We start from the raw sequence: 24298 nt of genomic DNA on the forward strand, positions 1-24298 counted from the left end.
TTGTCCGCCTTCAGGCCGAGAAAGGGCGCGACCGAGGCCGCCGCCGCCCCGACCAGCAGGGCGCGGCGGGAGAAATCCGCCGTCACCTTCTCGCTGACGGCCAGCGCGGCCGGCCCGCCGCAGCCGCAGGCATGCCCGCCCCCATGAAGATGATCGTGCAATACTGAACAATTCGTCTGCCGCGCGAGAAACGTCTTCGAATGAAAAGACATGCTTGCCCCTAGTTGAATCTTATGGCGACGCGGCCGATTGAGAATACCAACAGCACAACGACGAATAGGCTGCAACCATAGACGTGACTCTTGAGCCGCCGATCGTTTGATCGGGCCAGCTTTGCGCACGGAAATGGTGTACCGTCGGCGACTTTTCGCGCACCGGAGCTGGAATGATTACGCAATAGCGCAGCGCCGAAGAAGCAAGGCGAGCCCAAACGCACGCGGTGAAACGCGGCATCCGGAACCCGCGTGGCTTTGCCTCAATGGGTGAGAGGACCGCCCCGGCCAGACGTCGCGCTTGACACAATCTTTTTATTTCGATATTTCTCGAATTATGGAAAAGAAAAATGCCTTGGACGCGCTTGGCGCGCTCGCTCACGAAACCCGCCTGTCCGTGTTTCGCCTCCTCGTAAAGGCCGAGCCCGATGGCCTCGCCGCCGGCGCGATCGCGGAAACGCTGGATGTGCGCGCCAACACGCTTTCGACCCATCTGGCGCTGCTGGTGCGCAGCGGGCTGGCCAAGGCCGAGCGCGAGGGCCGCAGCATCCGCTACCGGGTCGACCTCGATCGAATGCGGGCCTTACTGGTCTACCTGATGGCCGACTGCTGCGCCGGACATCCGGAAGTGTGCCTCCCGCCTGAAGACCTTGTCGCCTGCCGCGCACCCGCTTCGCAGGCATAACCTAACCCCTTGGACCGGGCCCGAACGCACCGGAGGAACCAATGAACACCCATAAGAACGTTTTGTTTCTCTGCACCGGCAATTCCGCCCGCTCCATCATGGCCGAGGCGATTTTGAACCGCGACGGTGCCGGGCGCTTCCGGGCCTATTCCGCCGGCAGCCATCCCAAGGGCGATGTCCACCCTTACGCGCTGGAGCTGCTTGAGCGTCTCAACTTCCAGACCGGCGACCTGCGCTCCAAGAGCTGGTCGGAGTTTGCCGATCCCGGTGCCCCGGTGATGGATTTCGTCTTTACCGTCTGCGATCAGGCGGCCGCCGAATCCTGCCCGGTCTGGCCCGGCCAGCCGATGACGGCGCACTGGGGCGTGCCCGATCCGGCCGCGGCCGAGGGCACCGAGGCGGAGAAGCGCTTCGCCTTCGCCGACACCTTCCGGATGCTGAATTCCCGCATCTCGATCTTCCTGAACCTGCCGATGGCCTCGCTCGACCAATTGAGCCTGCAGCGCCAGCTCGACCGGATCGGCAAGACCGACACATCCGAGCCGGCGTAAGCCCTCCTTCCGAAAGAGTGACGACGATGACCGACAGCGCTTCCGCCTGCGCCGCGCCGCCTGCTTCCGGGCTCGGCATCTTTGAGAAATGGCTTTCCCTCTGGGTCGGGCTCTGCATCCTCGCCGGCATCGCCCTCGGCACCTTGCTTCCGGGCGTGTTCGGCGCGCTGGCCGACCTGGAATATGCCTCCGTCAACCTGCCCGTCGCGATCCTGATCTGGGCGATGGTCTACCCGATGATGGTGGCGGTCGACTTCTCCAGCCTCAGCCACATCGGCGACCGCCCGAAAGGACTGGTGCTGACGCTTGCAGTCAACTGGCTGGTGAAGCCGTTTACCATGGCCGCGCTCGGCGTCCTGTTCTTCGAGGTCGTGTTCGCGCCCTGGATCGCGCCGGCCGACGCCCAGCAATATATCGCCGGCCTGATCCTCTTAGGCGCGGCCCCCTGCACCGCGATGGTCTTTGTCTGGTCGCAGATGACACGGGGTGACGCGACCTACACGCTGGTTCAGGTTTCCGCCAACGACATCGTGATGATATTCGCCTTCGCGCCGATCGTGGCGATTCTGCTTGGCGTCACCGATATCGCCGTGCCGTGGGAGACGCTGCTTCTCTCCGTCGGGCTCTACGTCGTGATCCCGCTGGCTGCGGGCGCTGCGACCCGGCGCTGGCTGACCGCGCACGCCAAGCGCGGCGAAAGCGCCACCGACGCCGTCGAGCACTTCACCAGCGCGGTCAAGCCAATCTCCGTCGTCGGCCTGCTTGCGACCGTGCTCCTGCTGTTCGGTTTCCAGGGCCATGTCATCGTCGACAAGCCGGTGCTGATCCTGATGATCGCAGTCCCGCTCCTGATCCAGTCCTACGGCATTTTCGCACTCACCTATGCCGCGGCTTGGGCCTGGCGCGTGCCTTTCAACGTGGCCGCCCCGTGTGCGCTGATCGGCACCTCGAACTTTTTCGAGCTGGCGGTCGCCGTCGCGATCGGCCTGTTCGGGCTCGGATCGGGTGCGGCCCTTGCCACCGTCGTCGGCGTGCTGGTCGAAGTGCCGGTGATGCTGTCGCTGGTCGCGTTCGCCAACGCCACCCAGCACCGCTTTCCCAAGGCTTGAGCGCGGCCGGGAAACGTGAGAATCGATCTACTGCTCACACACCGTTCACTGCGCTCGCGGCGAGGCGGGGGCGGGCCGGAGCGTTTCCAGAAAAAGTGGACACCGATTTTCTGTCCGGAAACGCGCTGAAACCAAACGCCGGCGCACAGTCGCGCGCTGGCTTACGCAAATCGCCCGGCTCCGTGATTGAGTGTTTTAGCGAGGATCGAGGATGACCGTCACGATCTACCACAATCCGAAGTGCGGAACGTCGCGCAACGTGCTCGGCCTGATCCGCAATGCCGGGATCGAGCCCGTCGTCATCGAATATCTGAAGACGCCACCCACCCGCGACGAGCTGGTCGACCTGATCGCCCGCATGGACATTCCGGTGCGCGAACTTCTGCGCCGCAAGGGCACACCCTATGACGAGCTCGGTCTGGACGATCCGAAATGGAGCGACGACGAGCTGATCGATTTCATGATGGCGCACCCGATCCTGATCAACCGGCCGATCGTGGTCGCGCCGCGTGGCGTCAAGCTCTGCCGGCCGTCGGAAACGGTGCTCGATCTCCTGGATGCCCCGCAGACCGGGGCCTTCGCCAAGGAGGATGGCGAGAAAGTCATCGACGAGACCGGCGCGCGGATCCGCTAACCACACCCGCAGCACAGCGTGAAAGGACACGCGTCCGGGGACCGTCGATGGAGTGACTCGGGCCGGGCGCGCAGAAACGAACCCTACCGGTGTCGAAATTGTCGGACCCGACTTGAAATGCCGCCCGCTTGCCGGTACATCCGCGGGACGCGTTCCGGCCCTGCCCCGGCAGGCCACGTATTTGCGTGGACCGAACGCCGACGAAGCCGGCCCTGGGCCGCTTCCGGTAAGCCGCACTAGCTCAGTTGGTAGAGCACGTCATTCGTAATGATGGGGTCGCTGGTTCGAGTCCGGCGTGCGGCACCACTTCCTGCTTCCAGCACAATGTTGGTCCTCGCAGGGATCCTGCCAACGCGGTGCTCGGCCGCAAATATCTTTGCCGATTCCGGCCAACCATTTCTTCGCTTGAGGCGCACACCTCCGCGGGCAAACGGATCGCTCGTCAGTGCTTCTCTGGGTTCCATTGGCCTTGTTTGTCCAGCCAGACTTTTGGCTGGGCATTGCACCGCTTGCCAATGCGACGGTGTGCCTTGATCGAGAGCGAGACAGTGGGTGCACCCGGCTTGGGTTTCGCCAGATCTATAGATCTGGTCGAAGGGCGCGGCTCTGGCGTGGGGGCCCGCTTTGCTATGCACGCCAGAGCCATTCCGGCGCCTCTTTAGGGCGTCAGGCGCTTGATAAGCCGACGATCTTCCAAGTCGAACCCGCCCGCGTAAACGCGCGAGGCCATGTAGTGGGCGCCCAGCACCTCCGGCTCCATGTCGGCGATCGGATCGAACTCGCTGGGATAGAGCTTGAGGTCGATCTTGCCGGTTGCCGGGGCCGAATACTCCAACGGCGTACGCCGGTACACGATATCCTCGTAGGCCGGCTCGGGGCGTTCGGGATGGGGCAGACGCCGCACATGGATTTCGCCGCCGGGCTGCTCGTCGCCATCGACCAGCCGGACCAGGGGGGCGGAATCGTCGGGAATGAAGGAGAATTCGGCGAGTTGGAAACCGCGCCGGTTCACCCAGCCGCGGATAGCGCCCCAGCTATCCTCCTCGAATTGATAGGTACAGTCTTTCTTCGTGTAGCCGAAGAGCTCGCGGCCGGCGACCATGCCGATCGGATCGCTGCAGTACATGTACACGTGCGTCTGCGTGAACAGGTCCTGATAGCGAACCGGGACCGTGATCATCAGGTCGAACATCTTGCCCTTGTGCAGCGACAGGGTGTGCCCCGGCGACAGCATGAAGCGGAAGGCGACGCGGTCGTTCACCCGCTCAAAGCCCGACCCTTCGAGCATGGCGTCGATCTTCGCCGGATCAACCCGCGTAATCACTTCGACCGTCTGCAAAGTGCAGTCCCACTCCAGCGGATAGGCCGGCGAATGGTGCGGATTGACCCCGCTTTTGGGATAGAGCTTGAAGTTTCCGAACATCTACTTCCTCCTGATGATGGTCGCCACCTGACCGGTCCTCATTGGACGAGGGTGTCGCGCGTGATCGCGTCGATCGTGCGGACCCCGCACAACGCCATGGTCAGGTCCAGTTCTTTGTGAAGAATGCGAAGGCAGCGGGAGACACCCTCTTCGCCGAGCGCGCCGAGCCCGTACATGTAGGCGCGCCCGATGTGCACCCCCTTGGCGCCAAGGGCGAGCGCCTTGAACACGTCCTGGCCGGAGCGGACACCGCTGTCGAAGTGAATCTCGACGCGGTCGCCGACGGCTTCGACGATCTCCGGCAGCGCCCGAATGCTGGATGGCGCTCCATCGAGCTGCCGCCCGCCATGATTGGACACGACGATGGCATCCGCTCCGGCCGAGGCTGCGAGTCGCGCATCGTCGGGGTCCATGATGCCCTTCAGGATCAGCGTGCCGCCCCAGCGCTGCTTGACCCAATCGACATCGTCCCAATCAAGGGTCTGGTCGAACTGCTCGCTGACCCACAGCGCCATCGAAGCCGTGTCATCGATATCTGGCGCATGGCCGACGATATTGCCGAAGGTGCGGCGGCTGGTTCGCAGCATCCCCAAACACCAACGCGGCTTCGTCGCCATGTCGATGAGATTGGCGATGCTGAGCTTCGGCGGTGTCGAGAGGCCGTTTTTGATGTCCTTGTGCCGCTGTCCTTGAACCTGGAGATCGAGGGTCAGGACGAGCGCTGAGCAGCCGGCGGCCTTGGCCCGATCGATCAGCTCGCTCATGAAGGCCCGGTCCTTCATCATATAGAGCTGGAACCAGAATGGACGCTGGGTCGCCGCCGCCACATCCTCCAGCGAGCACACGCTCATTGTGGACAGCGTGAACGGCACCCCGAAGGCGCCGGCGGCGCGGGCCGCCAGAATTTCTCCGTCCGCGCGTTGCATTCCGGCCAGGCCGGCCGGTGCCAACGCGACCGGCATCGCAGCCCGATCACCCAGAAGCGTCGCTTCGGTCGTGCGGCCCTCGATGTTCACCGCCACACGCTGTTTCAGCTTACAGCGCGCGAAATCTTGGCTGTTGGCGCGATAGGTGGCCTCGCTCCAAGACCCGCAATCCACGTAGTCGTAGAACATGCGGGGGACACGGCGACGCGCCAAAATCCGAAGATCCTCGATCGCGGTGACAGTCCGGTCGACATCCATACGTTCAAAACTCTTTGCCGATAGGCATCGGCTGACCTCGCCGGCGCCTCGATGCGAATTTCGTATGCAAAGTACGCAACAGGGATGGACTGTCAATCCATTTGGCGCGCGATCAAATCCACCGTTTCGAGCGCTTTGGTTGCTCTGTTTGGAGGGACGTCTCAACCATGCCGGATATCAACGGATGCACTTGACGGCGCAAATCATAATCGTACAACGTATCCAAAATACACATCGATAAGCCGCCGAGAGAGGAATGGAAACAAGCGCACCCTCGACACATCCGAACGTCGCCCTCGTCATCGGCGGGGGTGGCGATCTCGGTCGAGCCACCGCGCTTCGGCTCGCCCGGACCGGGGCCGCGATCGCGCTCGTCGACAACAACCTGGCGAACGCGGAGCAGACCCTTTCGGATCTCGGGGCCGCAGGAGGACACGGAGTTGCGCTGCAAGCGGACGTGACCAGCCACGAGCTTCTGAAAAACTGTCTCGACGAGGTCGAACGGACGCTTGGCGGTCTGACCGTTCTGGTGAACTGTGCCGGCATCGAAGGTGCGGTCGCAGCGATCGCCGATTATCCCGAGAGCGTCTTCGATCAGGTCATGGCCGTGAACGTGAAAGGCACCTTCCTGGCCATGAAGGCTGCGCTTCCGCGCATGACCCGGCGCGGATACGGCAGCGTCGTGAACGTCGCTTCGACCTCTTCGATACGGGCGCGAGGCGGACTGGCCGGGTATGTCGCGAGCAAGCACGCCGTCCTCGGGCTGACGCGCGTTGCCGCGTTGGACGTTGCTGGAAGCGGAGTACGTGTCAACGCGGTCCTGCCGGGCCCCATCGAGGGCCGCATGATCCAGAGCATCGAACAGCAAGCGAGCGGCGGGATCGTCCGCGCCGGGCGGGCGACGCACGCGTTGCCCGAAGAGATCGCGAACACGATCGCCTTTCTCGCCTCCGATGAAGCAAGCCACATGAACGGCGCCGCCCTCGTGGTCGATGCCGGCTCGACGCTGTTGTGACCATGAAAGTAGGCCGAGTGGGCCTGTAAGGAGACACGATGAAGCTTCTAAGATTCGGAGATCAGGGCAGCGAGAAGGTCGGGGCGGTCGACGCGAACGGCGCCATCAGGGATCTTTCGTCGAAGGTCTCTGCGCTCCACTCGGCGTCCTTCGAAGCCGGGCTGCTACAGGAACTTGCGGATCTCGACCTCACCACCTATCCGATCGTCGAGGGCAATCCCCGGATCGGCGTGCCTTGGGAAGGCATCTCCAAATATATCTGCATTGGGCTCAACTATTCCGATCACGCGGCAGAGGCGGGCATGCCTCTTCCCAAGAGCCCGATCGTCTTCTTGAAGGCCCCCTCGGCAATCTGCGGCCCCAACGACGATACGGTGCAGCCGGTCGGCTCGACAAAGCTCGACTGGGAGGTCGAGCTCGGCATCGTGATCGCTCGCACGGCACGCAACATCTCAGAGACGGAGGTCCCAAGCGTCATTGCCGGCTATTGCTTGCTCAACGACGTCTCGGAGCGCGCCTTTCAGATGGAAACGACGCAATGGGACAAGGGTAAAGGCTGCGACACGTTCGGCCCGATCGGTCCCTGGCTCGTGACGCCGGACGAGGTTGCCGACCCGAATGCGCTCGATCTCTGGCTCGATGTCAACGGAACGCGCATGCAGACCGGAAACACCGAAAAGATGGTCTTCTCGGTGACCACCCTGGTGGCAGATCTGAGCCGGTACATGACCCTACTTCCCGGCGACGTTATCGCCACCGGCACGCCGCCGGGTGTCGGTATGGGCCACAAGCCCGAGCCGATCTGGCTGAAGCCGGGTGACGTGGTCGAACTCGGCATCTCGGGGCTCGGCCGTCAGCGCCAGACCATCGTCGCGGCCGAGCACGCACCCGCCCGCTGACAGCAAGGCTGTGCGGCCCCGATGCGATCAGTTCGGTCCATCGATGCCGCGCGAAGAATGAGCCGTTCGCGGCTTACGCGGAACCGCACGACGACAGAGCATGCGCCGCCGGTTCCGATCCCATTCGCAAGGAGGAAGCGAAAAATGAGGAGTGGTTTCAAGCTCATGGCATCAGCGGCCGCGCTGGCGGCCGCCTCGCTCGCGACGACGGCGCCTGCCGTCGCGCAAGACTACAATTGGACGATGCAGAGCCTCTGGCAGGCGGGTACCGCCACCCAGAAAAGCTTTGAGCGTTTCGCCGACGACGTTGCCGAGCGGACCGACGGCCAGGTCAAGATTCGGGCGCTGCCCGCCGGCGCGGTCGTGGGAACGGCCGAAACGCTGGACGCCGTGCAGATGGGCGTCCTCGACGGCCAGCACAACGCCCCGGCCTACTGGACCGGGCGAGAGCCGGCGTTCGCGATCCTTGGCGGTCTGGTCGGCGCCTATCAGGAGCCGCAGCAGCTCCTGGACTACCACTACGATCACGGTGGTCTGGAGCTGTTGCGCGAAGCCTACGAACCGTTCGGTCTCTATCCGATTGGCGTCACCACCTGGGGTGCGGAGTCGCTGCCGCTCCTGGAGCCGGTCGAAAGCCCCGAGGATCTCAAAGGTCTGAAGCTGAGAATGTCGAAAGGCATGTTCTCCGACGTGTTCGCCAAGTTCGGCGCCATTCCCATCGAAATGGCGGGAACGGAAGTCTACAGCGCGCTCGATAAGGGCGTCGTCGACGGCGCCGACTGGGGCACTTTGTCGATGAACGAAGAGCTCGGCTTCCATGACATCGCGAAATACGCGCTCTACCCAAGCGTCCACTCCATGGCGATTGCCGACGTCACGATCCGCAAAGAGGTTTGGGACTCCTTGTCTCCCGAGCTGCAGGCGACCCTGACGGAAGCCGTCCGCGCCTTTGCCGACGATATGGCAACGACGATGCAACAAAAAGACGAGGAAGCGGCAGAGCGGCTTCGCGGCGAGGGCGTGACCCTCATCAACTGGAGCGACGAGGACAAGCAGAAGTTCCGTAACGCGGCCGTCGATGTTTGGAAGAGCTACGCATCGCAAAGCGACCTCGCCGAACGCGCCCTGCAGAGCCAGCTCGCCTACATGCGCGATATTGGGCTGATCAACAACTGATACCGCCAAACAAGACCGGGCCCGCCTCCAAGCATTATGCGGGGATGGGCCCGGCTCCTTTTCAAGCGCTCCGTAGCCTCGGGAGGTGCGGAATTGAATTACATCAGCCTCTTTAATCGCAAGCTTGGCGAATACGGATCAGCCGCAGCCTACGTCGCCGTCTTTCTGATCACGGTCTACGACGTCGGCATGCGGTATTTCTTTCATTCTCCGACCGTCTGGGGGCTGGAGCTGGTAATCGCCATCGCCGCCGTCCACTACGTGCTCGCCGGCGCTTATGCCCTCGGCGAGGACAAGCATGTGCGGATCGATGTCATCTATAACCAGTTCCCGGCGCGGGTTCGCATGATCCTCGACATCGTGTCCTTCATTCTGACGATCTGCTTCCTCGCAGTCATCATCTACTACGGCAGCAAGCAGGCCATTCCCTCCATTCGCTCCGGTGAAACGTCGGGCGGCGGCTGGAATTCCCACGCCCCGATGGTGATGAAAACGGCGATCCCGGTTGGCGCCACCTTGATGTTGCTGGAGGCGGTGAACCGCCTGAAAATCGCGGTGGGGAGGATCTCACGTGAGTGGTGAGTGGCTGAGCCTCCTGACGCTGGGCGTCTTGCTGCTGCTTCTGGTTACCGGCATACCCCTGGCCTTCGCGACCGGCCTGACGGCGGTCGTGGTGACATTGACGACCTTTGGTCCCAATGCGCTCTACATGATCCCCAGCCGGATGCTGACGCTGATGGGCAACTATGCCCTGATCGCCGTCCCGCTGTTCATCCTGATGGGCTGCCTTCTGGAAAAGGCGGGTGTCGTCGAACGCCTCTTCCACGCGCTTCACGTGTGGTCCGGACGCGTCCGCGGTGGCCTTGCCATCGGCACGCTCCTCACGTCCACGATTCTTGCGGCGATGGTCGGCATCATCGGGGCGGAGATCGTGCTCCTGGGGCTCGTGTGTCTGCCGGCGATGCTCGCCCGCAAATACGACCAGAGGCTTGCGCTGGGTGTCATCTGCAGCGGCGGCTCGCTCGGGACGCTTCTGCCACCAAGTATCGTGCTCATCGTCTACGGGCTGGTCGCTCAGGTCTCGATCGGAGATCTCTTCCTGGCCGCCCTCCTTCCGGGGTTGCTGCTTGCCGCCCTCTATATCGCCTACGTGCTGGTCACCTGTTACATCCATCCCGAGAGAGGGCCTCTGGCCGACCAGGCGGAACTCGACATGCCGCTCCGCGAGAAGCTGGCTCTCGGCAAAGCTCTTATCCTGCCGATCCTTCTGATCGTAGCGGTGCTCGGTTCGCTCTATTCCGGCGTCGCTACACCGACGGAGACGGCCGGCATCGGTGTGCTTGGCGCGCTCATCGTCGTCATCATCAACGGTAAGTTTTCACTATCGATGATCTTCGATGTGCTCAAACAGACCGGCAGCACCGTAGCCATGCTGACCTGGGTGTTCTTCGGGGCCTCCGCGTTGGTCGGTATCTATACCCTGGGCGGGGGAACGTCGTTCCTTCAGGGAATGATCACCGACCTGCCGTTGCCACCGCTTGCGATCGTCGTCGTGATGATGCTCATCCTGATCGTGCTGGGAGCCTTCATCGACTGGATCGGTATTGTGCTTCTGACGATGCCGATCTTCGTTCCTATTATCAAAGACTTCGGGTTGGACCCGGTCTGGTTCGGCATCCTGTTCACGATGAATATGCAGATTTCCTATCTGACGCCGCCGTTCGGGCCAGCCGCGTTTTATCTCAAGGCCGTGGCGCCGGAGGAAATCACGCTTGGAGCGATCTTCAGGTCCGTCGTTCCCTTTATCTTTCTCCAAATTCTTGCTCTCGCCATCGTGCTCACCTTCCCGCAGCTGACACAATGGCTACCGGCGATGGTGCAATAATGGTGGAGGAGATCCGAAACCGGGCCTCTGCGGCCGACACCGAAGCAGGGCCGTCGACGCACAAGGCCATTGGGCAACAACGCTCCCTGAGCCAGCGCATCTACACTCTTCTCAGAACCATGATCGAGAATGGTCGGATCAAGGCCGGCGAGCGGGTGATGGAGACCCAAGTCGCCACTGCATTTGGCGTAAGCCGCTCGCCGGCACGCAAGGCCCTACGAACCCTTCGCGATGACGGGCTGCTCACGGAGATCGACGGGCAGGGATATCAAATCGTCAGCCCCTTTCCGTCGACACGGAAAGGGGAACCGGCGCAGCTCGACCGTCTTCATCTCGAGGCACCACGCCAGTGGGAGCGGATGTACGCGCAGCTTGAAAAGGAAATCGCGATCCGCGTCCTGTTCAGTTCCGTCCGTGTCAACGAGCAGAAGCTGTGCGAACACTTTGGGGTCAGCCGCACGGTCACTCGGGACGTGCTGGCGCGCATGAACGGCGTCGGACTTGTCCAAAAGGACCGCGCCGGTCACTGGTACGCCGCACAGGTGACTCCGGAGCGGGTCGGATATCTCTACGAACTGCGCTGGCTACTCGAACCCAACGCCCTTCTGCTGGCGTATCCTTTCGTGCCGATGCAGCAGATCGAGGCGGCGCACAAGAACGCCGTTGAAGCTCTCAGCAGGTCGCCGATCGCGAGCGCGGAATTCGATCAAGTCGAAGTGGACTTGCACAGCTCCCTTATCTCCCACTGCCCCAATACCGAGATCCTTGGCGCTCTTGAACGGACCCAGTTTCTCTTCGTGCCGACCCGCTATTTGACCGATCCGCTTCTCGCAATTCCGATGGAGCTGATTGAAGCGGCGTTGAAGGAACATCTGCAGATCCTGCAGAATCTGTTGGATCGGGACCCGGAACGCGCGGCCCGGAATCTGTTCGATCATCTCAACGTTGCCCGAAAGCGTTGGATGGAGCGCTTCGAAATCACCGCAAATGCCCGGCGCCCGGAGATGCCGGATTATCTCAACATCCCGTAGGGCATCGACGCCGCTCGCGCTAAATCGAGTCTATTCCGGGGAGTCGCAAAGCAGCACAGGCGTTCGGATGGCTGGGCCGCGACAGCGAAGCTATGACTGACGCAGCACGTCCTGCCTCTCTGCAAGGCGACGATGCCGGGTCAACAGCCCGCAACCCCTTGCCGGTCAGGCTGCACTCCGTACCCGGCCATTAAATGGGCAGGCGCCCGAAACAGGCCGGCCGACAGCGCGAGCGCTGCGAAGAGCGTCGCTGCCGGCCCCGCACCAAAACGACCCAGGAGCAGGCCGAAAATCGGTGCACCGGCAGTCTGTCCGATAGCGATCGTGAGAAAGCCGATCATCAGCCCCGTCGCCGGCCTTTCCGGCAAGGCACGCACGCCCCAGACCAGATAGACCCCGGTGAGCATCACGTAAGCGGCCCCGAAGACTGCACCGCCGACCAGCACGAGGGCGGGCGTCGCCATCGTTGAGCCGAGCACAAGGATGCCGGCCGTCATCAGCGCCAGAAACGCCCAGTGGACGCGGTCCAGCCCGAAGCGGGCGACGAGGCTCCCCGCCCACGCCCCGGCGATCCCACCGACGCCGATGCAGCTCCAGAGAAGGCCCGTTCCGGTCGGCCCCCAGGCCAGCCGCTCGGACACGAGCTGACCGCCGAACGACCACAACGCCGTGCTTGCCGCCCCCATCAGGAAGGCCGCAGCACCAATTCGCAGGGCCGGGTTCATGGGCGCGCCCTCTCGACAAGGATCGCCACCGCCGACCGCGCCGCCGATACGGCGGCTGCGCCCCGGTAGACCGCCGCATGGGTCGCGCCCTCGAAGAGGACGATCACCTGCTCGGCCAGGATCGGGTCGTCGTGCCCGAGGTCCGCAGTGACGATCTCCTGCACCCGGGCGCCGAACGCCGCCTTGTGCGTCGCAACGGCTTCGGCGATCTTGGGGATTTCTCCGCCGGTTTCGGCGCGGGTGCGCAGGAACAGGCAGCCCCGCGCACCCTCAACGCGCACCCACTCTTCCAACGCGGCGAAGAGCGCATCCACGCTGCTCACCTCGATCCGGCGCATGAACCGCCGATCCCGCTCGGTCAGCACCGCAACCATCAGTTCGGCCTTGCTGCCCGCGCGCTTATAGAGCGTCCGGCTCGACATCCCAGCGGCTTCGGTGAGCTGGTCCATACCGGTGGCCATATAGCCGTGGCGGTCGAACAGCCGCCCCGCGACCGTGGTCAGCGTGGTCGTGTCGTCCATAATGAGCCTCGTTCAGCATCCAAGGAGGCAATATCCAAGGAAGCAATGTAAAACGATCGTTTTACATTTCAAGGCGGCTGAACGTGATGAAAGATTGGCTCCCCGTAGCCGCATTTCCCGTTCAAGGCCGCAACCGATGGCGACGCGCGACCAAGACGGCACCAATGCGCTTCGAGCGATGGATTTGCCTAAAGCTCGACGACAGGCGTGAAACCGCCAAAAATCAAACGCTTGCCATCGAAGGGCATCGGGTTCTTTTCCGGATCCATCCGCGGATCGACCTTCGATGGATCCACCATCATCTCTTTCATCTTCGCCATCGCGGCGTCTCGCGTGGCCTTGTCGGGCCATTCGATCCACGAGAAGATGACCGTTTCGTCGTCCTTGGCCTGAACCGCCTTGCGAAAATCGGTGACGTTGCCATCCGGCACATCATCACCCCAGCATTCAAGGATTCGAACAGCGCCGAGATCCATGAACACACCGTTGGCGCTTAACGCATGGTCGATGAATTTCTGCTTGTTGGCGGTTGGAACCGCGATCACGAAACCGTCGATATAGGACATATCCTGTCTCCTCCTGGCCAATCCGGCCGCTGGCATTCGCTCAGCCCTGTCTCGCCACGGCTTCGAGCACGGCAATGTCGATCTTCGTCATGGTCATCATCGCTTCCATCGCGCGCCTGGCCTTGTCGCGGTCGGCACCGGTGGTCAGCTCCATCAGCAGACGCGGCGTGATCTGCCAGGCGTAACCCCAGCGGTCCTTGCACCAGCCGCACGCGCTTTCGCTGCCGCCATTACCGACGATCGCGCCCCAGTAGCGGTCCGTCTCTTCCTGGTTCTCGGTCAGCACCATGAAGCTGATGGCTTCGTTCGGCTTGAAGTGCGGGCCGCCGTTCAGGCCCAGGAAGGGCCGGCCGAGCACGGTGAATTCGACGGTCAGTTCATCGCCTTCCTGGCCGCCGGGATAGTCCGCTGCGGCCGTGTTGTTCCGGTCGACATGGCTGTCGGGAAACGTGGCGGCGTAGAACTCCGCCGCCTTGCTGGCTTCCCCGTAATCAAACCACAGACATGTGACGAGTTCGGTCATATGACGTCTCCCTAGATCTTAGTTGACTGATGCGAACAGGGCCGGGTCCCACCCCATATCCTCCGGCCCGTACTGGGCGATGTCTTGGCGCTGGTCGGCGACGGCCTTGCGATGAGCAGGACGCGCAAAGCAGCGATCGCAAAAGGCCGCCAGGTTCTGAAAATCATCGAGCAGCTCCGTGCCGCCGGCAATTTTGAGGACGGATGACATCATCAGATCGGCGGCCGTAAACATGTCCCCTACCAGATAAGACTGGCTCCCGAGGGCCGCCGAAAGCCGCTCCAGTCGCTGCTTCGCCGTCGCGACCACACCCGGCCGGCGAAGCCGCTTGTGCTCTGGGTCTCTCAAGAAAACGTCGACTTCGGCAAGGTTCATCAGAAACGGTTCGACCGAGTTGAGAGCGGCAACGACCCAACTCCGCACGAGGGCTTGCTGGTCCGCGTCGGCCGGCCAGAGACGCCCTGATCGCTCGGCGACGTCGAGGACGATCGCCCCGCTCTCAAACAAGGTTGGTCGCCCGGTTTCCCGCATGACGGGCACCTGGCCGAAGGGCTGCTCGGCACGATAGAGATCGGCCTCCAGCCCCTTGGGGTCCATCAGATCGACCTCGTAGTCCCACCCCGCTTCGTTGAGCACCCAGCGGACGCGGTGGTCGCGAACCTGGCCGGCGGCGAACGGTGGAACCCATTTGAGCGCCGTTACCGTGATCATGAGGCCTTCTCCTTTCAGATCGACTTGGCCAGGTCTCCGAGCTGATCGGCGGCTTTGCCCCAGCCCTCGTGAAAACCCATCTGTTCGTGTTCTTTTTTGGCGTCTTCGCTCCAGTGACGGGCGTACGCGACATAGCGGGTGCGCCCGTCGCCCATGTCCTCGAAGGTGACTTCGGACGTCATGAACGCCCGCCCCGACGGCTGCCATCCGGGCCGGAACGCGTCGGTGGTCACGAGGCGTTCGTTGGGAACGAATTCGAGGAACACGCCGGACGTGGGAAAGCGCTCGCCATTCGGGCCGTGCATCACGGTGGAGAACGCGCCACCGGGCTTCAGGTCGAGAACGACATCGCTTACCCGCCACGGCTTCGGACAGAACCATTGTTCGAGGAGCTTCGGCTCGGTCCAGCAACGCCAGACCTTGTCACGGGGCGCGTCGAAAACGCGAGTCAAAGTGAGCTGATACGTGTCGTCGGTCATCGGGGCCCCTCCTATTCCGGACATGAAATCCGGGCAGAGGACGAATGGCGGCGTCCGATCCCGACATCCCTGGCCGATTTTTTCTGCCTACCGCGCCTCGACGCCCAATCGATCGAGATGCTCTCGGATGTGCGCCGCTTCAGCCGGCGTATTCGCCAGCGCGACGGCACGGCCGAAGGCCTCGCGCGCCTCGGCCGCGCGTCCGAGTTGTTCAAGCAGCGCGCCCCGCATCCCGTGGAAGTAGAAATAGCCGTCCAGTGCCTCGGCAAGCGGCGCAATCACGTCGAGTGCCGCCCCCGCCCCGTGAAGCTTCGAGACCGCAACGGCTCGGTTGAGCGTTACGATGGGGGACGGCGCATGCTGTTGGAGCGCCTGATAGAGCGCGTCGATCTCCGCCCAGTCGGTGTCTTCGGGGCGGGAGACACGGGCATGGAGCGCGGCGATCGCCGCCTGGATCTGATAGGGCCCGGGCCGGCGGTGCAGGATCGCCTTGTCGATCATCACGAGCGCCTCGGCGATCATCGTCCGGTTCCAGCGCGTCCGGTCCTGGTCTTCGAGCAGGATCGGGACTCCCGCGTCGTCGAAGCGGGCCGAGCAGCGCGAATGCTGGAGCAGCATCAGCGCCAAAAGCCCCATCATTTCCGGCTCGGCAGGAAACATCCGAAGCAGAAGCCGCGCCAATCGGATCGCCTCGCCGCACAGGTTTGCGCGTTCGCTGGCGGGATCGGCGTCGGTGTAGCCTTCGTTGAACACCAGATAGACCATGGCCGCGACCGCGGCGAAGCGCTCCGCGCGCTCCACTGGCCCCGGCGCTTCGAACGGGATGTCGGCCCTGGCAATGCGCGCCTTCGCGCGTGTGATCCGCTGCTCCATAGCGCGCTCGCCCACCAGAAACGCACGCGCGATGTCGGACACCGACAGTCCGCACACAACACGCAGAGCAAGCGCGATCTGCTGCGTCGCCGGCAGCTCGGGGTGGCAACAAACGAATAGGAGCCGCAGCACGTCATCCCGGTAGTCGGCGGAATCGAGCCGGTCCGCCAGCTCCGGCTCGGGATCTTCGCGGCTGGAGATCGCCGCCTCAGGCGGCAGTTCGCTCAATCGTCCTTGCCGGCGCACATGATCGAGCGCGGCGTTGCGGCCGACCATGATCAGCCAGCCTTCCGTGTCGCGAGGCGGGCCGTTCTTCGGCCAGGACTTCAAAGCCCGCAGACAGGCCTCCTGAAAGGCTTCTTCGGCGAGGTCCAGGTCGCGGAAATAGCGCAGAAGCGCCGCCACCGCGCGCGGACGCGCCCCGACCAGCCTCGCCTCGATCCAATCGGGTTCAGGAGCCTGCACCATCGTCGATCGCCGCACCGTCGGGATAAAACAGCATCACCGGCCGGATCTCGTAGGCACCGCCAGGATTGGCCTCCGCCAGATCGCGCGCGATCGCATGGGCCTGGTCCAGACCGTCCACATCCACCACGTAGAAGCCCAGCAACTGCTCCTTCGTTTCCGCATATGGCCCGTCGATGATCAGCTTCTCGTCCTTGCGAAAGGTCGTCGCGGCGCTGGTCGGCATCAATCGCGCCACCGGCCGCATGTGCCGGGCCCATTTGCGATGCACGTCATTGAGCCGCGCCATCACCACCGCGTCCTCCTCCTCCGTCCAGGCCGAGGTGACCGCTTCGTCGTGGTAGCAGAGCAGGGTGTAGAGCATTTTCGGCATCTCCATGGATCAAGGACGTTTGCGCCCGCCGTGTTCCGACACGAGCGCCAAATCTTTTCCCTCGCTCGGCTCGGCGACGAGAGATTCAAAACCGACTCCCGTGGAATCGATCCGAACCGCAACATTTTCGGGTGGCGAAACAGCGACGACGAGCGGGCCTGTCCCCAAGGAACGATCCGAAACGTTCACAATGCGCGCTCGAGGCGTCGTAGCAGGATCATGACGGAGCCGGTGTAGAAGAAAGCAATCGTTGCTTCCGGATCTTATCAGAGCCGGCGGTGCCGGCTGCTGTCCGCGGCCAGGATGAGTGTTGCCGGAGCCTGAGACGGGCCACGTCGTGCGAGACTGTCGGCTGCTTCTGCTTGCAGGCGGACGGCGCGCAATGCGATGTAGCCCTGGAGCTCGGACCGTTAGACCTTTCTTCTGAACCCGTATCGCATGACGCGCGAAGACGACGATCCGGATCTTCCGGTGCGCTTCTCGGAGGTAATGGTGCCCGCCGAAATCTTGCCGCCCCTCGCGGAGATCGGAGCCATCGACAGTTGCGGGAGGGAACCCTGAAGTCGGAGATCTCCCCGGCCGAGGCGCGTCGGATCGCGCTCACCGCCCAAGGCTTCAATGCGCGGGATCGCGAAACGGCCGTCACACCCATGCGGCTGCGCCGTGCGATCGCGCGTCTCGGGCTCCTCCAGATCGACAGTGTCAACGTTCTGGTTCGCGCGCACTATCTTCCGCTTTTCTCGCGGCTCGGCCGCTATGATCGAACACTGCTCGACCAGATCACGGTGCAGCGACCCCGGCGCTTCTTCGAATATTGGGGCCACGAAGCGTCGCTGCTGTCGATCGACCACCAGCCACTGCTGCGCTGGCGGATGGCGCGTGCCCGACGGGGCGAGGGTGTCTGGCGACGTCTTCAACCGTTTGCGGCGGAGCGGCGCGCTGAAGCCGACGCGGTGCTGGAGCGCATAGCCACAGAAGGACCGCTCGCCGCCTCCCAGCTGGGCGAGCCGACCGCGCGCAAAGGCATGTGGGTCTGGAGCGACGCCAAGCATGCGCTCGAATGGCTGTTCTGGGCGGGGCTTGTCGCGGCGACCCATCGAGGTGGAACCTTCGAGCGCGTATACGATCTGCCGGAGCGCGCGCTGCCTCGCTCCATACTCGAAGCACCAACACCCTCCGGCGTTGACGCTCGCCGGGAGCTGCTCGCACGCGCCGCGCAGTCGCTCGGTGTCGCGACCGCAGCCGACCTGCGTGACTATTACCGTATCCCGGCGGCAGATGTGGCCGAGCCGATCGAACAGCTCATCGAGGAGGGCACGATCACCCCGGTGAGGGTCCGCGGATGGCGGCAGCAGGCTTATCTTCACCGCGAGGCCCGGGCGGGACGGGGCCTTGCAGGCGCCGCGCTCCTGTCCCCTTTCGATCCACTCGTCTGGCGCCGCGAGCGCACCGAGCGACTGTTCGGGTTTCGCTACCGCCTCGAGATCTATACGCCCGCCGACAAACGTCAGCACGGTTATTACGTGCTCCCTTTCCTGCTCGACGGCACGCTCGTCGCGCGGGTCGACCTGAAGGCGGACCGCCAAGCCGGTGCGTTGGTCGTTCAAAATGCGAGCTTCGAAGCGCATGCGCCGCGACATACGGCCGAAGTCCTCCTGGAAGAGCTGCATTTGATGGCGGCCTGGCTGGGGCTGTCGCGCCTTGACACCGCGTCGAGCGAAAGACTTGGCGCTGCCTCGCTCGACTCCAACGCCGATCCGGAAAGCGCGGCAGGCAAGGCTGCGGCGTATGAAGACATTCTCGATCCGGACGGCCAGTGAACCCCAGGCGACCGAATTTCCGCCGACCCAGCCCCATACCGACCGATTAGTAGAGAACTCAGACGCTCAAAAGCGATTGCACGCCGCCCGAAAGCCAAGAGCGCTTGGGCACACTCCCGAAGGCCGACCACGTTGCATGAACCGGGTGGGTCCGAACATCGCTCGAAACACAGAAGTGAACCCAAGGCTCGGAACGATACGGGGGTCGCACCGGTTAAGTCGTCAAGACGATATCGTCGAAGGGGCATTTCGTGACCGCGCTTGCTGGCGCCACCATCGCTGGAACAGCTGCCGCCCTCGTCGCTCTGGCCGTCTTTCTGATTGGCCGGAAGGCGGCCCATGTGCCCACCACCGATCCGCAAAAGGTTCCTCTCCTGGGCGGCGGCGCGCCTGAGACCCACGCCTGGCAGCGCTATCACGTCCGCTACTACTCCATGACCCTTCTCTTCATCGCCTTCGAGATGGAGATGATGTTCATGTACCCATGGGCCGTCGTTTTCGTGAAGGAAGGCGCGAAGGCGATGGTCGAGATGGGGATGTTTCTCGCCATCCTCTCGATCGGCATCCTCTACGGCTGGCGCGAGGGCATCTTCAAATGGCAGTAGCTGCCCTTCGCCGCCTCGCGCTTCGCGGGCCGGTACCGGTCCATGCCGCCATTGGCACTGACGCCTTGGCGGCAGTCGACGATCTCTCGCTCGATCCCCGTATTTCGGTTCAACAGAGCCCGCGCCACGCAGCCATCCTGCTCGTCGCCGGCCCCTTGCGCGACGAAGATCGCAGCGACCTGTGCCGGCTACACGACCAACTGCCGCATCCCCGAGCGACCGTATTCTGGCGGACAGACCCTGCGATTCAGATTGCGGACCCGCCAGTTGTGTCGGTCGAAGACGACGCGGCGGCGACGATCGCCAGCGTGTATCGCAGCCTTATCGAGGAAGGGCGTCCGAGCGAGCCGGATCTTCAACCCGACACGCCACCCAACCCGTGGCGCGGCAAGGGCGACCACGGCCAGGGTGGAGAAGGCATGATGGGCGGCACACCCTACGGCCGGCCCATGGCGATGACCGGCGACGACCTAAGGGATGGACTTCAGCTCGATCCCTATACGGCAGAGTTCGGACCGTTCCTCCCGGTCTTCCCGCCCGGCCTGAAGCTTCGCATCACGCTACAGGGCGACGTCATCCAGTTTGCCAAGGTGTTGCGCCCGCCGCTGCCGCAGGAAGAACAGTCTGGCCCTTCCGCCGCTTTGCGGCGGATTGCACGGCAACTCCGGCTGCTCGGCCTGACGGGGCAAGCCGCCAGGGCGCTGAGGCTGGCGTCCGTCGGCGACGGCAAAGCCGCCGGTGTCCGCCGCCTGCGCCGTCTGGTCAAATGGTCCGGCTCCGGACAAGCGATCCCGCCCGGGCTCGGCCGGGTCGGTGGCGCAGACGTTCGGGACCGGCTTGCGGCCTGGTGGGAAGTGGCTTCCGGCGAGACCGCCGAAGCGCGAGCGCCAGATAGAACACTCGTGGATCTGTTGCCGGGCCTGGAGTGGAGCGAGGCGATGCTCGTCCTCAACAGCTTCGATATCGCCACGCTTACGGGGATGTGCCCGATCGAGAAACGGGAGGACAAAGCCCACTCCGAGGAGGAGAAAGACGCGCCGGAGCCCCACGACCACGACGGGCACCAAGACCAGATGCGTGGAGCGGCGTGATGCAGGCCGTCGCGATCCTTTCCGTTCTCCTCCTGCTCCTCTTCGGTGCTTGGCTTGCCGCCATCCTCGACCGCGCCGGGAATGCCCTCGTCGCCGGAGATCGCGTTCGCACGGCTGCGGTTCGCCCGCTGCACGACCTCGCCGCCCATCTGAGCCGGCAGACCACCACGACGGAAGCGCCCGACCGCCTCAACTGGCGCCTCGCCCCCGTGGCCTATCTGGCGCTCGCCGCGCTGGGCCTGAGCGTGGTTCCCCTCGCGCCCGGTGTTGTCGCCGCAGATTTCGATGCCGGCATCGTACTTTGGGGCGCCTGCGAGGCGCTGACGGTCGTGGTCGTCTTCCTGCACGGCTGGTCCGCCAACTCGGAATTCCCGCTCATCGGCGGCTACCGCTACGTGGCGATCGGCCTGCCGGTAATGCTGATCAGCATGTTCGTCCTTATCGCCGCTGCCCTCCCGGCGGAATCGCTCTCTGTCGCCGCGATCGTCGAGTCCCAGCGCGAGATCTGGAATGTGGTGCGCCAGCCGATCGGCCTGCCGTTGTTCCTGCTGCTGGGCCTGTCGCTCACGCTGCGGGGACCCTTCGACTACGCCGATTCCGACGACCTTATCGGCGGCACGCGCGCCGAAGCCTCGGGTGCTCAGCTCGCCGCGTGGCAGTTCGCGCGCCTCGCCATGCTCGCCTCGGTCTCGGTGATGGCGAGCGCGGTCTTTCTCGGCGGCTATCTCGGGCCGGTTCTACCGGGGGCCCTCTGGCTGATCCTCAAATCGGGTGTCGTCCTCGCCGTCCTGATCGCGGCCGGGCATCTGCTTGCACGCATGCCGCCTTCCCGGATGATGACCTTCATCTGGACGGTGCTTTTGCCGCTGTCCTTCCTGGACCTCGTCCTCGTCGGCGCGGAGCTTCTGATATGGGGCTGATCGACGACGCTGCTTTCCTGCTGCTTTCGACCGTGGCGATCCTGTCCGGCTGGCGGGTCTTCGCCACCGATTCCATGGTGCGCGCGTCCTTCCTCCTGATGATGTCGTTCATCGCGGTCGGGCTGATCATGCTGCTCCTGGCGGCGCCCTATATCGGGCTCGCCACGGTGTTCATGATGGCCGTCGAAATGATGGTCATGGCCCTGTTCATGGTCATGTTCATGATGAACCCGGCCGGCCTCAACCCGATGATGATGGTGCACCAGCACCAGCTCGCAATCGGCGCTGGCGTCTTCGCCTTCGTCGGCCTGACGGCGGCGGTCCTGTTCACCGACCTGCCAGACGATCGCGTCGATCCGGGCGCGCCTGTCGTCCACGACCTCGGCGTCGAGCTTCTCGGCAACTCCATGCTGATCTTCGAGACCGCCGGCGTGACGCTGCTCGCCACCATGGTCGGCGCCGTCGTCCTGTCGAGCCGGTCGGGACGCTTCGGCGCGGCAGACGAGGGCTCGCGGCCGCCGGGGCTGGAGGTCGGCGGGGAGCCTGCAGGCCGGCAGCCCGTGCAGGGTGGCGGCGGCCACCATCATCACCACTGAGCCGGGAGGCGCCAGGATGACACTAACCACTGTCCTGATCGTCGCTGCCGCGCTGATCGGCATCGGCCTCTACGGCGCGCTTTCGCAGCAGTCCTTCGTGATGCTGATGATGGGGCTCGAGTTGATGCTGAACGGAACGCTGCTGGCCGCCATCGGCTTCTGGTCCTACGGCCTCGGCGGTGCGCCGGAGGGCCAGCTCATGGCCATCATCGTCATGGCGGTCATGGCCGTTGATATGGCGGTCGGGTTCGCCCTCATCGTCGCCGTCTATCGAAAGCGGCAGGCCGACGTGACGGAAAGCCTGACGACACTGAAAAACTGATGCTGTTCCTGCTCGCCATAGCCCCTGCCCTCGGAGCCGCCATCACGTTCGCCAGCGACATGCGGACGCGGTTCGGGCTCGCCACGGTTTCGAGTGGCACGACCGGCGTGACGCTAGCCGTGGCCATCGTCGCCGCCGGTTTCGGCTGGACCGGCGCGATCGGTTGGAGCGACCAGCTCCGCCTCACCGCTGCGCTGACGCCGATGGCGGCGACCATGGCGATCCTGGTGCCTTTGATTGCGCTGCCGGTGCTGCTTTATGCCGCCGGCCATGAGAGCGAACGCGGCCTGAAGCGACTGATTGTGCTCCTGCTGCTCTTCGTCGGCGGCATGGAACTCCTCGTCGTCGCTGCGGACCTCCTGACGCTTCTGATCGGTTGGGAGATCGTCGGCGCCTGCTCGTGGGCGTTAATCGGTCACGACTGGCGCGATCCGGACAATCCGCGCGGCGGGCTCTACGCCTTCGTCACCACGCGGTTCGGCGATCTCGGCCTGTTCCTCGCCGCCATGGCTGCCTTCGCGGGCGCCGGCTCCTTCGCTTACGCCGATCTCGCAGGACTGCCCTCCCCAATGATCGAGATGGTCGCATTCGGCATCCTGGTTTCGGCGGCTGCGAAGTCCGGACAGGTGCCTTTTTCACCTTGGCTGTTTCGCGCCATGGCAGGCCCCACCTCCGTTTCCGCGCTCCTTCACGCCGCAACCATGGTCGCAGCCGGCGCCTATGTGCTGATCCGGCTGCACCCGGTGCTCCACCAGGAGCCGGCATTCGCGCCGGCCGCGATTGGCATCGGCCTCGTCACGGCCCTTGCCGGCGGCCTCGTCGCCGCGCTCCAGCCGCATGCCAAGAAGCTGCTCGCCGCTTCCACCTCCGCTCACTACGGCCTGATGTTCGTGGCGGTGGGCGCCGGTTATCCGCTGGTCGCGCTCCTTCATCTCGTTGCCCACGCTGGCTTCAAGGCGCTGCTGTTCCTCGCGGCGGGAATCGCCGGCGAAAAGGCCGGCACCTACGAGCTCGATCGCATGGGTTTCGGCCGGGCGTTGCCCTCCGTTGCCGCCCTGAGCGCGCTGGGCGCTCTGACGCTCGGCGGTGTTCCGCCGCTTGCCGGCGCTTGGACCAAGGAGGAGATCGTCGCCGTAGCCGGTCATCGCGGCCTGTGGCTCGCCGCAGGGGTCATGCTGGCCGGCGGCCTCAGCGCCGCCTACGCCGCGCGCTTCCAGTTGATGGCCTTCGGCAGGCGGGAGGCCGCTGGCGGCAGTGGACCGGGCCGCCTCGAATATTGTGGCGTCGGCCTTCTCGCCGGTTTTTCGCTGCTGCTTTCGGCCCTTTGGTATCCAGCGATCCACGACGCCGTCGCGACCGCCTTCGGCGCCGAGATTCCCTCCTCGACGCTCGCCGAACTCATCGCTTCGCTGGCCCTGGTGGCGCTCGGTCTGCTTGCCGGCGCCAGTCTTGCGCGCACGGCCCCCGCACTCGGAAAGGTCGGCACCGGTGCGGCTCTATCGGACTGGCTCGGTCTACCCAGCGCGATCCGGCTCGGTATCACCCGGCCGTTTTCTCGCCTCGCAACAAGCGCGGCATGGTTCGACGACGCCGTGTTCGATGCCGTTCCCCGGCTCGTCGCGGCGACCGGTAAGGGTATCGCGTCTCACGCGTCGCTCTCCGATACCTTCGTCGTCGACCGGGGCGTTCGTCTGGCGGCCGCCTTCGGTGTTTGGTTGGCCCGTCTGGGAGACACCGTCGGTGAGTTCGTCACGGACGGTCTACCGCGCGGCACGGCCGGGATTGTCGGGTTCGGCGGCGCAGAGGCACGCCAGCTCCAAACCGGACTGACACACCAATATTACGCGCTCCTCGGCGGAGGCGCGGCCCTTCTCGTCGTCGTTCTGATCATCGTGGCCTGACAG

The 24298-nt window shown here is 64.2% G+C and carries 27 protein-coding genes and 1 tRNA gene; 18 read left to right on the top strand and 10 right to left on the bottom strand.

The genetic code is table 11. From position 1 onward, the window contains the following. Positions 1 to 567 precede the first annotated feature (567 nt). The 5 genes from HNS03_RS23465 to HNS03_RS23485 all read left to right on the top strand — a co-directional run bounded on the left by HNS03_RS23465 (position 568) and on the right by HNS03_RS23485 (position 3497). Positions 568 to 897, top strand: a complete 330-nt coding sequence (locus HNS03_RS23465) for an ArsR/SmtB family transcription factor (RefSeq protein ID WP_367198476.1) — start codon at positions 568 to 570, stop codon at positions 895 to 897. Positions 898 to 938: 41 nt separating this feature from the next. Then, entirely contained in the window at positions 939 to 1448 is a 510-nt protein-coding gene (locus tag HNS03_RS23470) for an arsenate reductase ArsC (RefSeq protein ID WP_367198477.1), read from the top strand. Between the two features lie 26 nt (positions 1449 to 1474). Further along, the gene (arsB, locus tag HNS03_RS23475; protein ID WP_367198478.1) at positions 1475 to 2557 is read left to right on the top strand and encodes an ACR3 family arsenite efflux transporter; all 1083 of its coding nucleotides are present in this window, start codon (positions 1475 to 1477) and stop codon (positions 2555 to 2557) included. Positions 2558 to 2768: 211 nt separating this feature from the next. After that, positions 2769 to 3191 (top strand): arsenate reductase (glutaredoxin), encoded by a 423-nt coding sequence (gene arsC, locus HNS03_RS23480; RefSeq protein ID WP_367198479.1) that lies wholly within the window; start codon positions 2769 to 2771, stop codon positions 3189 to 3191. 230 nt (positions 3192 to 3421) lie between these two features. After that, a tRNA-Thr gene (locus tag HNS03_RS23485) sits at positions 3422 to 3497 on the top strand. 352 nt (positions 3498 to 3849) lie between these two features. Here the strand turns inward: HNS03_RS23485 and HNS03_RS23490 are convergent. Both HNS03_RS23490 and HNS03_RS23495 read right to left on the bottom strand, forming a co-directional pair. Beyond that, on the bottom strand, positions 3850 to 4614 hold the full coding sequence (locus HNS03_RS23490; protein ID WP_367198480.1) for an acetoacetate decarboxylase family protein: 765 nt from the start codon (positions 4612 to 4614) through the stop codon (positions 3850 to 3852). Positions 4615 to 4652: 38 nt separating this feature from the next. After that, complete coding sequence (locus HNS03_RS23495; protein ID WP_367198481.1) at positions 4653 to 5798, bottom strand: L-lactate dehydrogenase; 1146 nt, start codon at positions 5796 to 5798, stop codon at positions 4653 to 4655. Between the two features lie 256 nt (positions 5799 to 6054). Between HNS03_RS23495 and HNS03_RS23500 the strand changes: the two genes are divergently transcribed. The 6 genes from HNS03_RS23500 (at position 6055) to HNS03_RS23525 (ending at position 11804) form a co-directional block, all read left to right on the top strand. Beyond that, positions 6055 to 6813: an SDR family NAD(P)-dependent oxidoreductase gene (locus tag HNS03_RS23500; RefSeq protein WP_367198482.1), complete on the top strand. Its 759-nt coding sequence runs from the start codon at positions 6055 to 6057 to the stop codon at positions 6811 to 6813. A 38-nt stretch (positions 6814 to 6851) separates the two neighbouring features. Then, positions 6852 to 7712 (top strand): fumarylacetoacetate hydrolase family protein, encoded by an 861-nt coding sequence (locus HNS03_RS23505; protein ID WP_367198483.1) that lies wholly within the window; start codon positions 6852 to 6854, stop codon positions 7710 to 7712. Between the two features lie 165 nt (positions 7713 to 7877). Continuing rightward, the gene (locus tag HNS03_RS23510; protein ID WP_367198484.1) at positions 7878 to 8888 is read left to right on the top strand and encodes a TRAP transporter substrate-binding protein; all 1011 of its coding nucleotides are present in this window, start codon (positions 7878 to 7880) and stop codon (positions 8886 to 8888) included. A 93-nt stretch (positions 8889 to 8981) separates the two neighbouring features. Continuing rightward, positions 8982 to 9470, top strand: a complete 489-nt coding sequence (locus HNS03_RS23515; RefSeq protein ID WP_367198485.1) for a TRAP transporter small permease subunit — start codon at positions 8982 to 8984, stop codon at positions 9468 to 9470. Continuing rightward, complete coding sequence (locus HNS03_RS23520; protein WP_367198486.1) at positions 9460 to 10773, top strand: TRAP transporter large permease subunit; 1314 nt, start codon at positions 9460 to 9462, stop codon at positions 10771 to 10773. The genes HNS03_RS23515 and HNS03_RS23520 overlap by 11 nt, the downstream gene beginning before the upstream one ends. Further along, the gene (locus tag HNS03_RS23525) at positions 10773 to 11804 is read left to right on the top strand and encodes a GntR family transcriptional regulator (protein ID WP_367198487.1); all 1032 of its coding nucleotides are present in this window, start codon (positions 10773 to 10775) and stop codon (positions 11802 to 11804) included. Before HNS03_RS23520 ends, HNS03_RS23525 begins: the two co-directional genes overlap by 1 nt. Positions 11805 to 11944: 140 nt before the next feature. On the opposite strand, the gene HNS03_RS23530 is transcribed toward HNS03_RS23525, so the two are convergent. From HNS03_RS23530 to HNS03_RS23565, 8 genes are all read right to left on the bottom strand, one after another. Then, positions 11945 to 12529 (bottom strand): YbfB/YjiJ family MFS transporter, encoded by a 585-nt coding sequence (locus HNS03_RS23530; protein ID WP_367198488.1) that lies wholly within the window; start codon positions 12527 to 12529, stop codon positions 11945 to 11947. Then, positions 12526 to 13050 carry a TetR/AcrR family transcriptional regulator gene (locus tag HNS03_RS23535; protein WP_367198489.1) on the bottom strand — a complete coding sequence of 175 codons (525 nt, stop codon included), beginning with the start codon at positions 13048 to 13050 and terminating at the stop codon, positions 12526 to 12528. The genes HNS03_RS23530 and HNS03_RS23535 overlap by 4 nt, the downstream gene beginning before the upstream one ends. Before the next feature lie 188 nt (positions 13051 to 13238). Continuing rightward, positions 13239 to 13616 carry a DUF1428 domain-containing protein gene (locus HNS03_RS23540; protein ID WP_367198490.1) on the bottom strand — a complete coding sequence of 126 codons (378 nt, stop codon included), beginning with the start codon at positions 13614 to 13616 and terminating at the stop codon, positions 13239 to 13241. A gap of 40 nt (positions 13617 to 13656) precedes the next feature. Next, the gene (locus tag HNS03_RS23545; RefSeq protein ID WP_367198491.1) at positions 13657 to 14139 is read right to left on the bottom strand and encodes a VOC family protein; all 483 of its coding nucleotides are present in this window, start codon (positions 14137 to 14139) and stop codon (positions 13657 to 13659) included. A gap of 18 nt (positions 14140 to 14157) precedes the next feature. Next, entirely contained in the window at positions 14158 to 14850 is a 693-nt protein-coding gene (locus HNS03_RS23550) for a glutathione S-transferase family protein (protein WP_367198492.1), read from the bottom strand. 14 nt (positions 14851 to 14864) lie between these two features. Beyond that, on the bottom strand, positions 14865 to 15329 hold the full coding sequence (locus HNS03_RS23555) for an SRPBCC family protein (RefSeq protein ID WP_367198493.1): 465 nt from the start codon (positions 15327 to 15329) through the stop codon (positions 14865 to 14867). 87 nt (positions 15330 to 15416) lie between these two features. Beyond that, the gene (locus HNS03_RS23560) at positions 15417 to 16670 is read right to left on the bottom strand and encodes an RNA polymerase sigma factor (protein WP_367198494.1); all 1254 of its coding nucleotides are present in this window, start codon (positions 16668 to 16670) and stop codon (positions 15417 to 15419) included. Further along, positions 16654 to 17031, bottom strand: a complete 378-nt coding sequence (locus HNS03_RS23565) for a YciI family protein (RefSeq protein WP_367198495.1) — start codon at positions 17029 to 17031, stop codon at positions 16654 to 16656. Before HNS03_RS23565 ends, HNS03_RS23560 begins: the two co-directional genes overlap by 17 nt. Positions 17032 to 17597: 566 nt before the next feature. On the opposite strand from HNS03_RS23565, the gene HNS03_RS23570 reads away from it, so the two are divergent. The 7 genes from HNS03_RS23570 to HNS03_RS23600 all read left to right on the top strand — a co-directional run bounded on the left by HNS03_RS23570 (position 17598) and on the right by HNS03_RS23600 (position 24295). Further along, positions 17598 to 18860, top strand: a complete 1263-nt coding sequence (locus tag HNS03_RS23570) for a winged helix-turn-helix domain-containing protein (protein WP_367198509.1) — start codon at positions 17598 to 17600, stop codon at positions 18858 to 18860. A 251-nt stretch (positions 18861 to 19111) separates the two neighbouring features. Then, positions 19112 to 19465, top strand: a complete 354-nt coding sequence (locus tag HNS03_RS23575) for an NADH-quinone oxidoreductase subunit A (protein WP_367198496.1) — start codon at positions 19112 to 19114, stop codon at positions 19463 to 19465. Next, positions 19456 to 20556 (top strand): hypothetical protein, encoded by a 1101-nt coding sequence (locus tag HNS03_RS23580; protein ID WP_367198497.1) that lies wholly within the window; start codon positions 19456 to 19458, stop codon positions 20554 to 20556. Before HNS03_RS23575 ends, HNS03_RS23580 begins: the two co-directional genes overlap by 10 nt. Beyond that, a complete protein-coding gene (locus tag HNS03_RS23585; RefSeq protein WP_367198498.1) occupies positions 20556 to 21476 on the top strand; it encodes a complex I subunit 1 family protein in 921 nt (306 codons plus the stop codon). The genes HNS03_RS23580 and HNS03_RS23585 overlap by 1 nt, the downstream gene beginning before the upstream one ends. Then, positions 21467 to 22072, top strand: coding sequence for an NADH-quinone oxidoreductase subunit J (locus tag HNS03_RS23590; RefSeq protein WP_367198499.1), 606 nt, complete (start codon positions 21467 to 21469; stop codon positions 22070 to 22072). Before HNS03_RS23585 ends, HNS03_RS23590 begins: the two co-directional genes overlap by 10 nt. A gap of 16 nt (positions 22073 to 22088) precedes the next feature. Further along, positions 22089 to 22394 carry an NADH-quinone oxidoreductase subunit NuoK gene (gene nuoK / locus HNS03_RS23595; protein ID WP_367198500.1) on the top strand — a complete coding sequence of 102 codons (306 nt, stop codon included), beginning with the start codon at positions 22089 to 22091 and terminating at the stop codon, positions 22392 to 22394. Further along, complete coding sequence (locus HNS03_RS23600) at positions 22394 to 24295, top strand: NADH-quinone oxidoreductase subunit L (protein ID WP_367198501.1); 1902 nt, start codon at positions 22394 to 22396, stop codon at positions 24293 to 24295. Before nuoK ends, HNS03_RS23600 begins: the two co-directional genes overlap by 1 nt. Positions 24296 to 24298: the final 3 nt, after the last annotated feature.

Source organism: Amorphus sp. 3PC139-8, from assembly GCF_040750475.1.
GTDB lineage: Bacteria > Pseudomonadota > Alphaproteobacteria > Rhizobiales > Amorphaceae > Amorphus.

What these genes read in the sequence shown, in the direction of transcription:
- HNS03_RS23510 (WP_367198484.1), top strand. Translation starts at nt 7,878, where the DNA reads ATGGCATCAGCGGCCGCGCTGGCGGCCGCCTCGCTCGCGACGACGGCG.
- HNS03_RS23550 (WP_367198492.1), bottom strand. Translation starts at nt 14,850, where the DNA reads ATGATCACGGTAACGGCGCTCAAATGGGTTCCACCGTTCGCCGCCGGC.
- HNS03_RS23565 (WP_367198495.1), bottom strand. Translation starts at nt 17,031, where the DNA reads ATGCTCTACACCCTGCTCTGCTACCACGACGAAGCGGTCACCTCGGCC.
- HNS03_RS23505 (WP_367198483.1), top strand. Translation starts at nt 6,852, where the DNA reads ATGAAGCTTCTAAGATTCGGAGATCAGGGCAGCGAGAAGGTCGGGGCG.
- arsB (WP_367198478.1), top strand. Translation starts at nt 1,475, where the DNA reads ATGACCGACAGCGCTTCCGCCTGCGCCGCGCCGCCTGCTTCCGGGCTC.
- HNS03_RS23585 (WP_367198498.1), top strand. Translation starts at nt 20,556, where the DNA reads ATGCAGGCCGTCGCGATCCTTTCCGTTCTCCTCCTGCTCCTCTTCGGT.
- HNS03_RS23555 (WP_367198493.1), bottom strand. Translation starts at nt 15,329, where the DNA reads ATGACCGACGACACGTATCAGCTCACTTTGACTCGCGTTTTCGACGCG.
- arsC (WP_367198479.1), top strand. Translation starts at nt 2,769, where the DNA reads ATGACCGTCACGATCTACCACAATCCGAAGTGCGGAACGTCGCGCAAC.
- HNS03_RS23525 (WP_367198487.1), top strand. Translation starts at nt 10,773, where the DNA reads ATGGTGGAGGAGATCCGAAACCGGGCCTCTGCGGCCGACACCGAAGCA.
- HNS03_RS23540 (WP_367198490.1), bottom strand. Translation starts at nt 13,616, where the DNA reads ATGTCCTATATCGACGGTTTCGTGATCGCGGTTCCAACCGCCAACAAG.
- HNS03_RS23470 (WP_367198477.1), top strand. Translation starts at nt 939, where the DNA reads ATGAACACCCATAAGAACGTTTTGTTTCTCTGCACCGGCAATTCCGCC.
- HNS03_RS23530 (WP_367198488.1), bottom strand. Translation starts at nt 12,529, where the DNA reads ATGAACCCGGCCCTGCGAATTGGTGCTGCGGCCTTCCTGATGGGGGCG.
- HNS03_RS23490 (WP_367198480.1), bottom strand. Translation starts at nt 4,614, where the DNA reads ATGTTCGGAAACTTCAAGCTCTATCCCAAAAGCGGGGTCAATCCGCAC.
- HNS03_RS23560 (WP_367198494.1), bottom strand. Translation starts at nt 16,670, where the DNA reads ATGGTGCAGGCTCCTGAACCCGATTGGATCGAGGCGAGGCTGGTCGGG.
- HNS03_RS23600 (WP_367198501.1), top strand. Translation starts at nt 22,394, where the DNA reads ATGCTGTTCCTGCTCGCCATAGCCCCTGCCCTCGGAGCCGCCATCACG.
- HNS03_RS23590 (WP_367198499.1), top strand. Translation starts at nt 21,467, where the DNA reads ATGGGGCTGATCGACGACGCTGCTTTCCTGCTGCTTTCGACCGTGGCG.
- HNS03_RS23500 (WP_367198482.1), top strand. Translation starts at nt 6,055, where the DNA reads ATGGAAACAAGCGCACCCTCGACACATCCGAACGTCGCCCTCGTCATC.
- HNS03_RS23580 (WP_367198497.1), top strand. Translation starts at nt 19,456, where the DNA reads ATGGCAGTAGCTGCCCTTCGCCGCCTCGCGCTTCGCGGGCCGGTACCG.
- HNS03_RS23535 (WP_367198489.1), bottom strand. Translation starts at nt 13,050, where the DNA reads ATGGACGACACGACCACGCTGACCACGGTCGCGGGGCGGCTGTTCGAC.
- HNS03_RS23495 (WP_367198481.1), bottom strand. Translation starts at nt 5,798, where the DNA reads ATGGATGTCGACCGGACTGTCACCGCGATCGAGGATCTTCGGATTTTG.
- nuoK (WP_367198500.1), top strand. Translation starts at nt 22,089, where the DNA reads ATGACACTAACCACTGTCCTGATCGTCGCTGCCGCGCTGATCGGCATC.
- HNS03_RS23545 (WP_367198491.1), bottom strand. Translation starts at nt 14,139, where the DNA reads ATGACCGAACTCGTCACATGTCTGTGGTTTGATTACGGGGAAGCCAGC.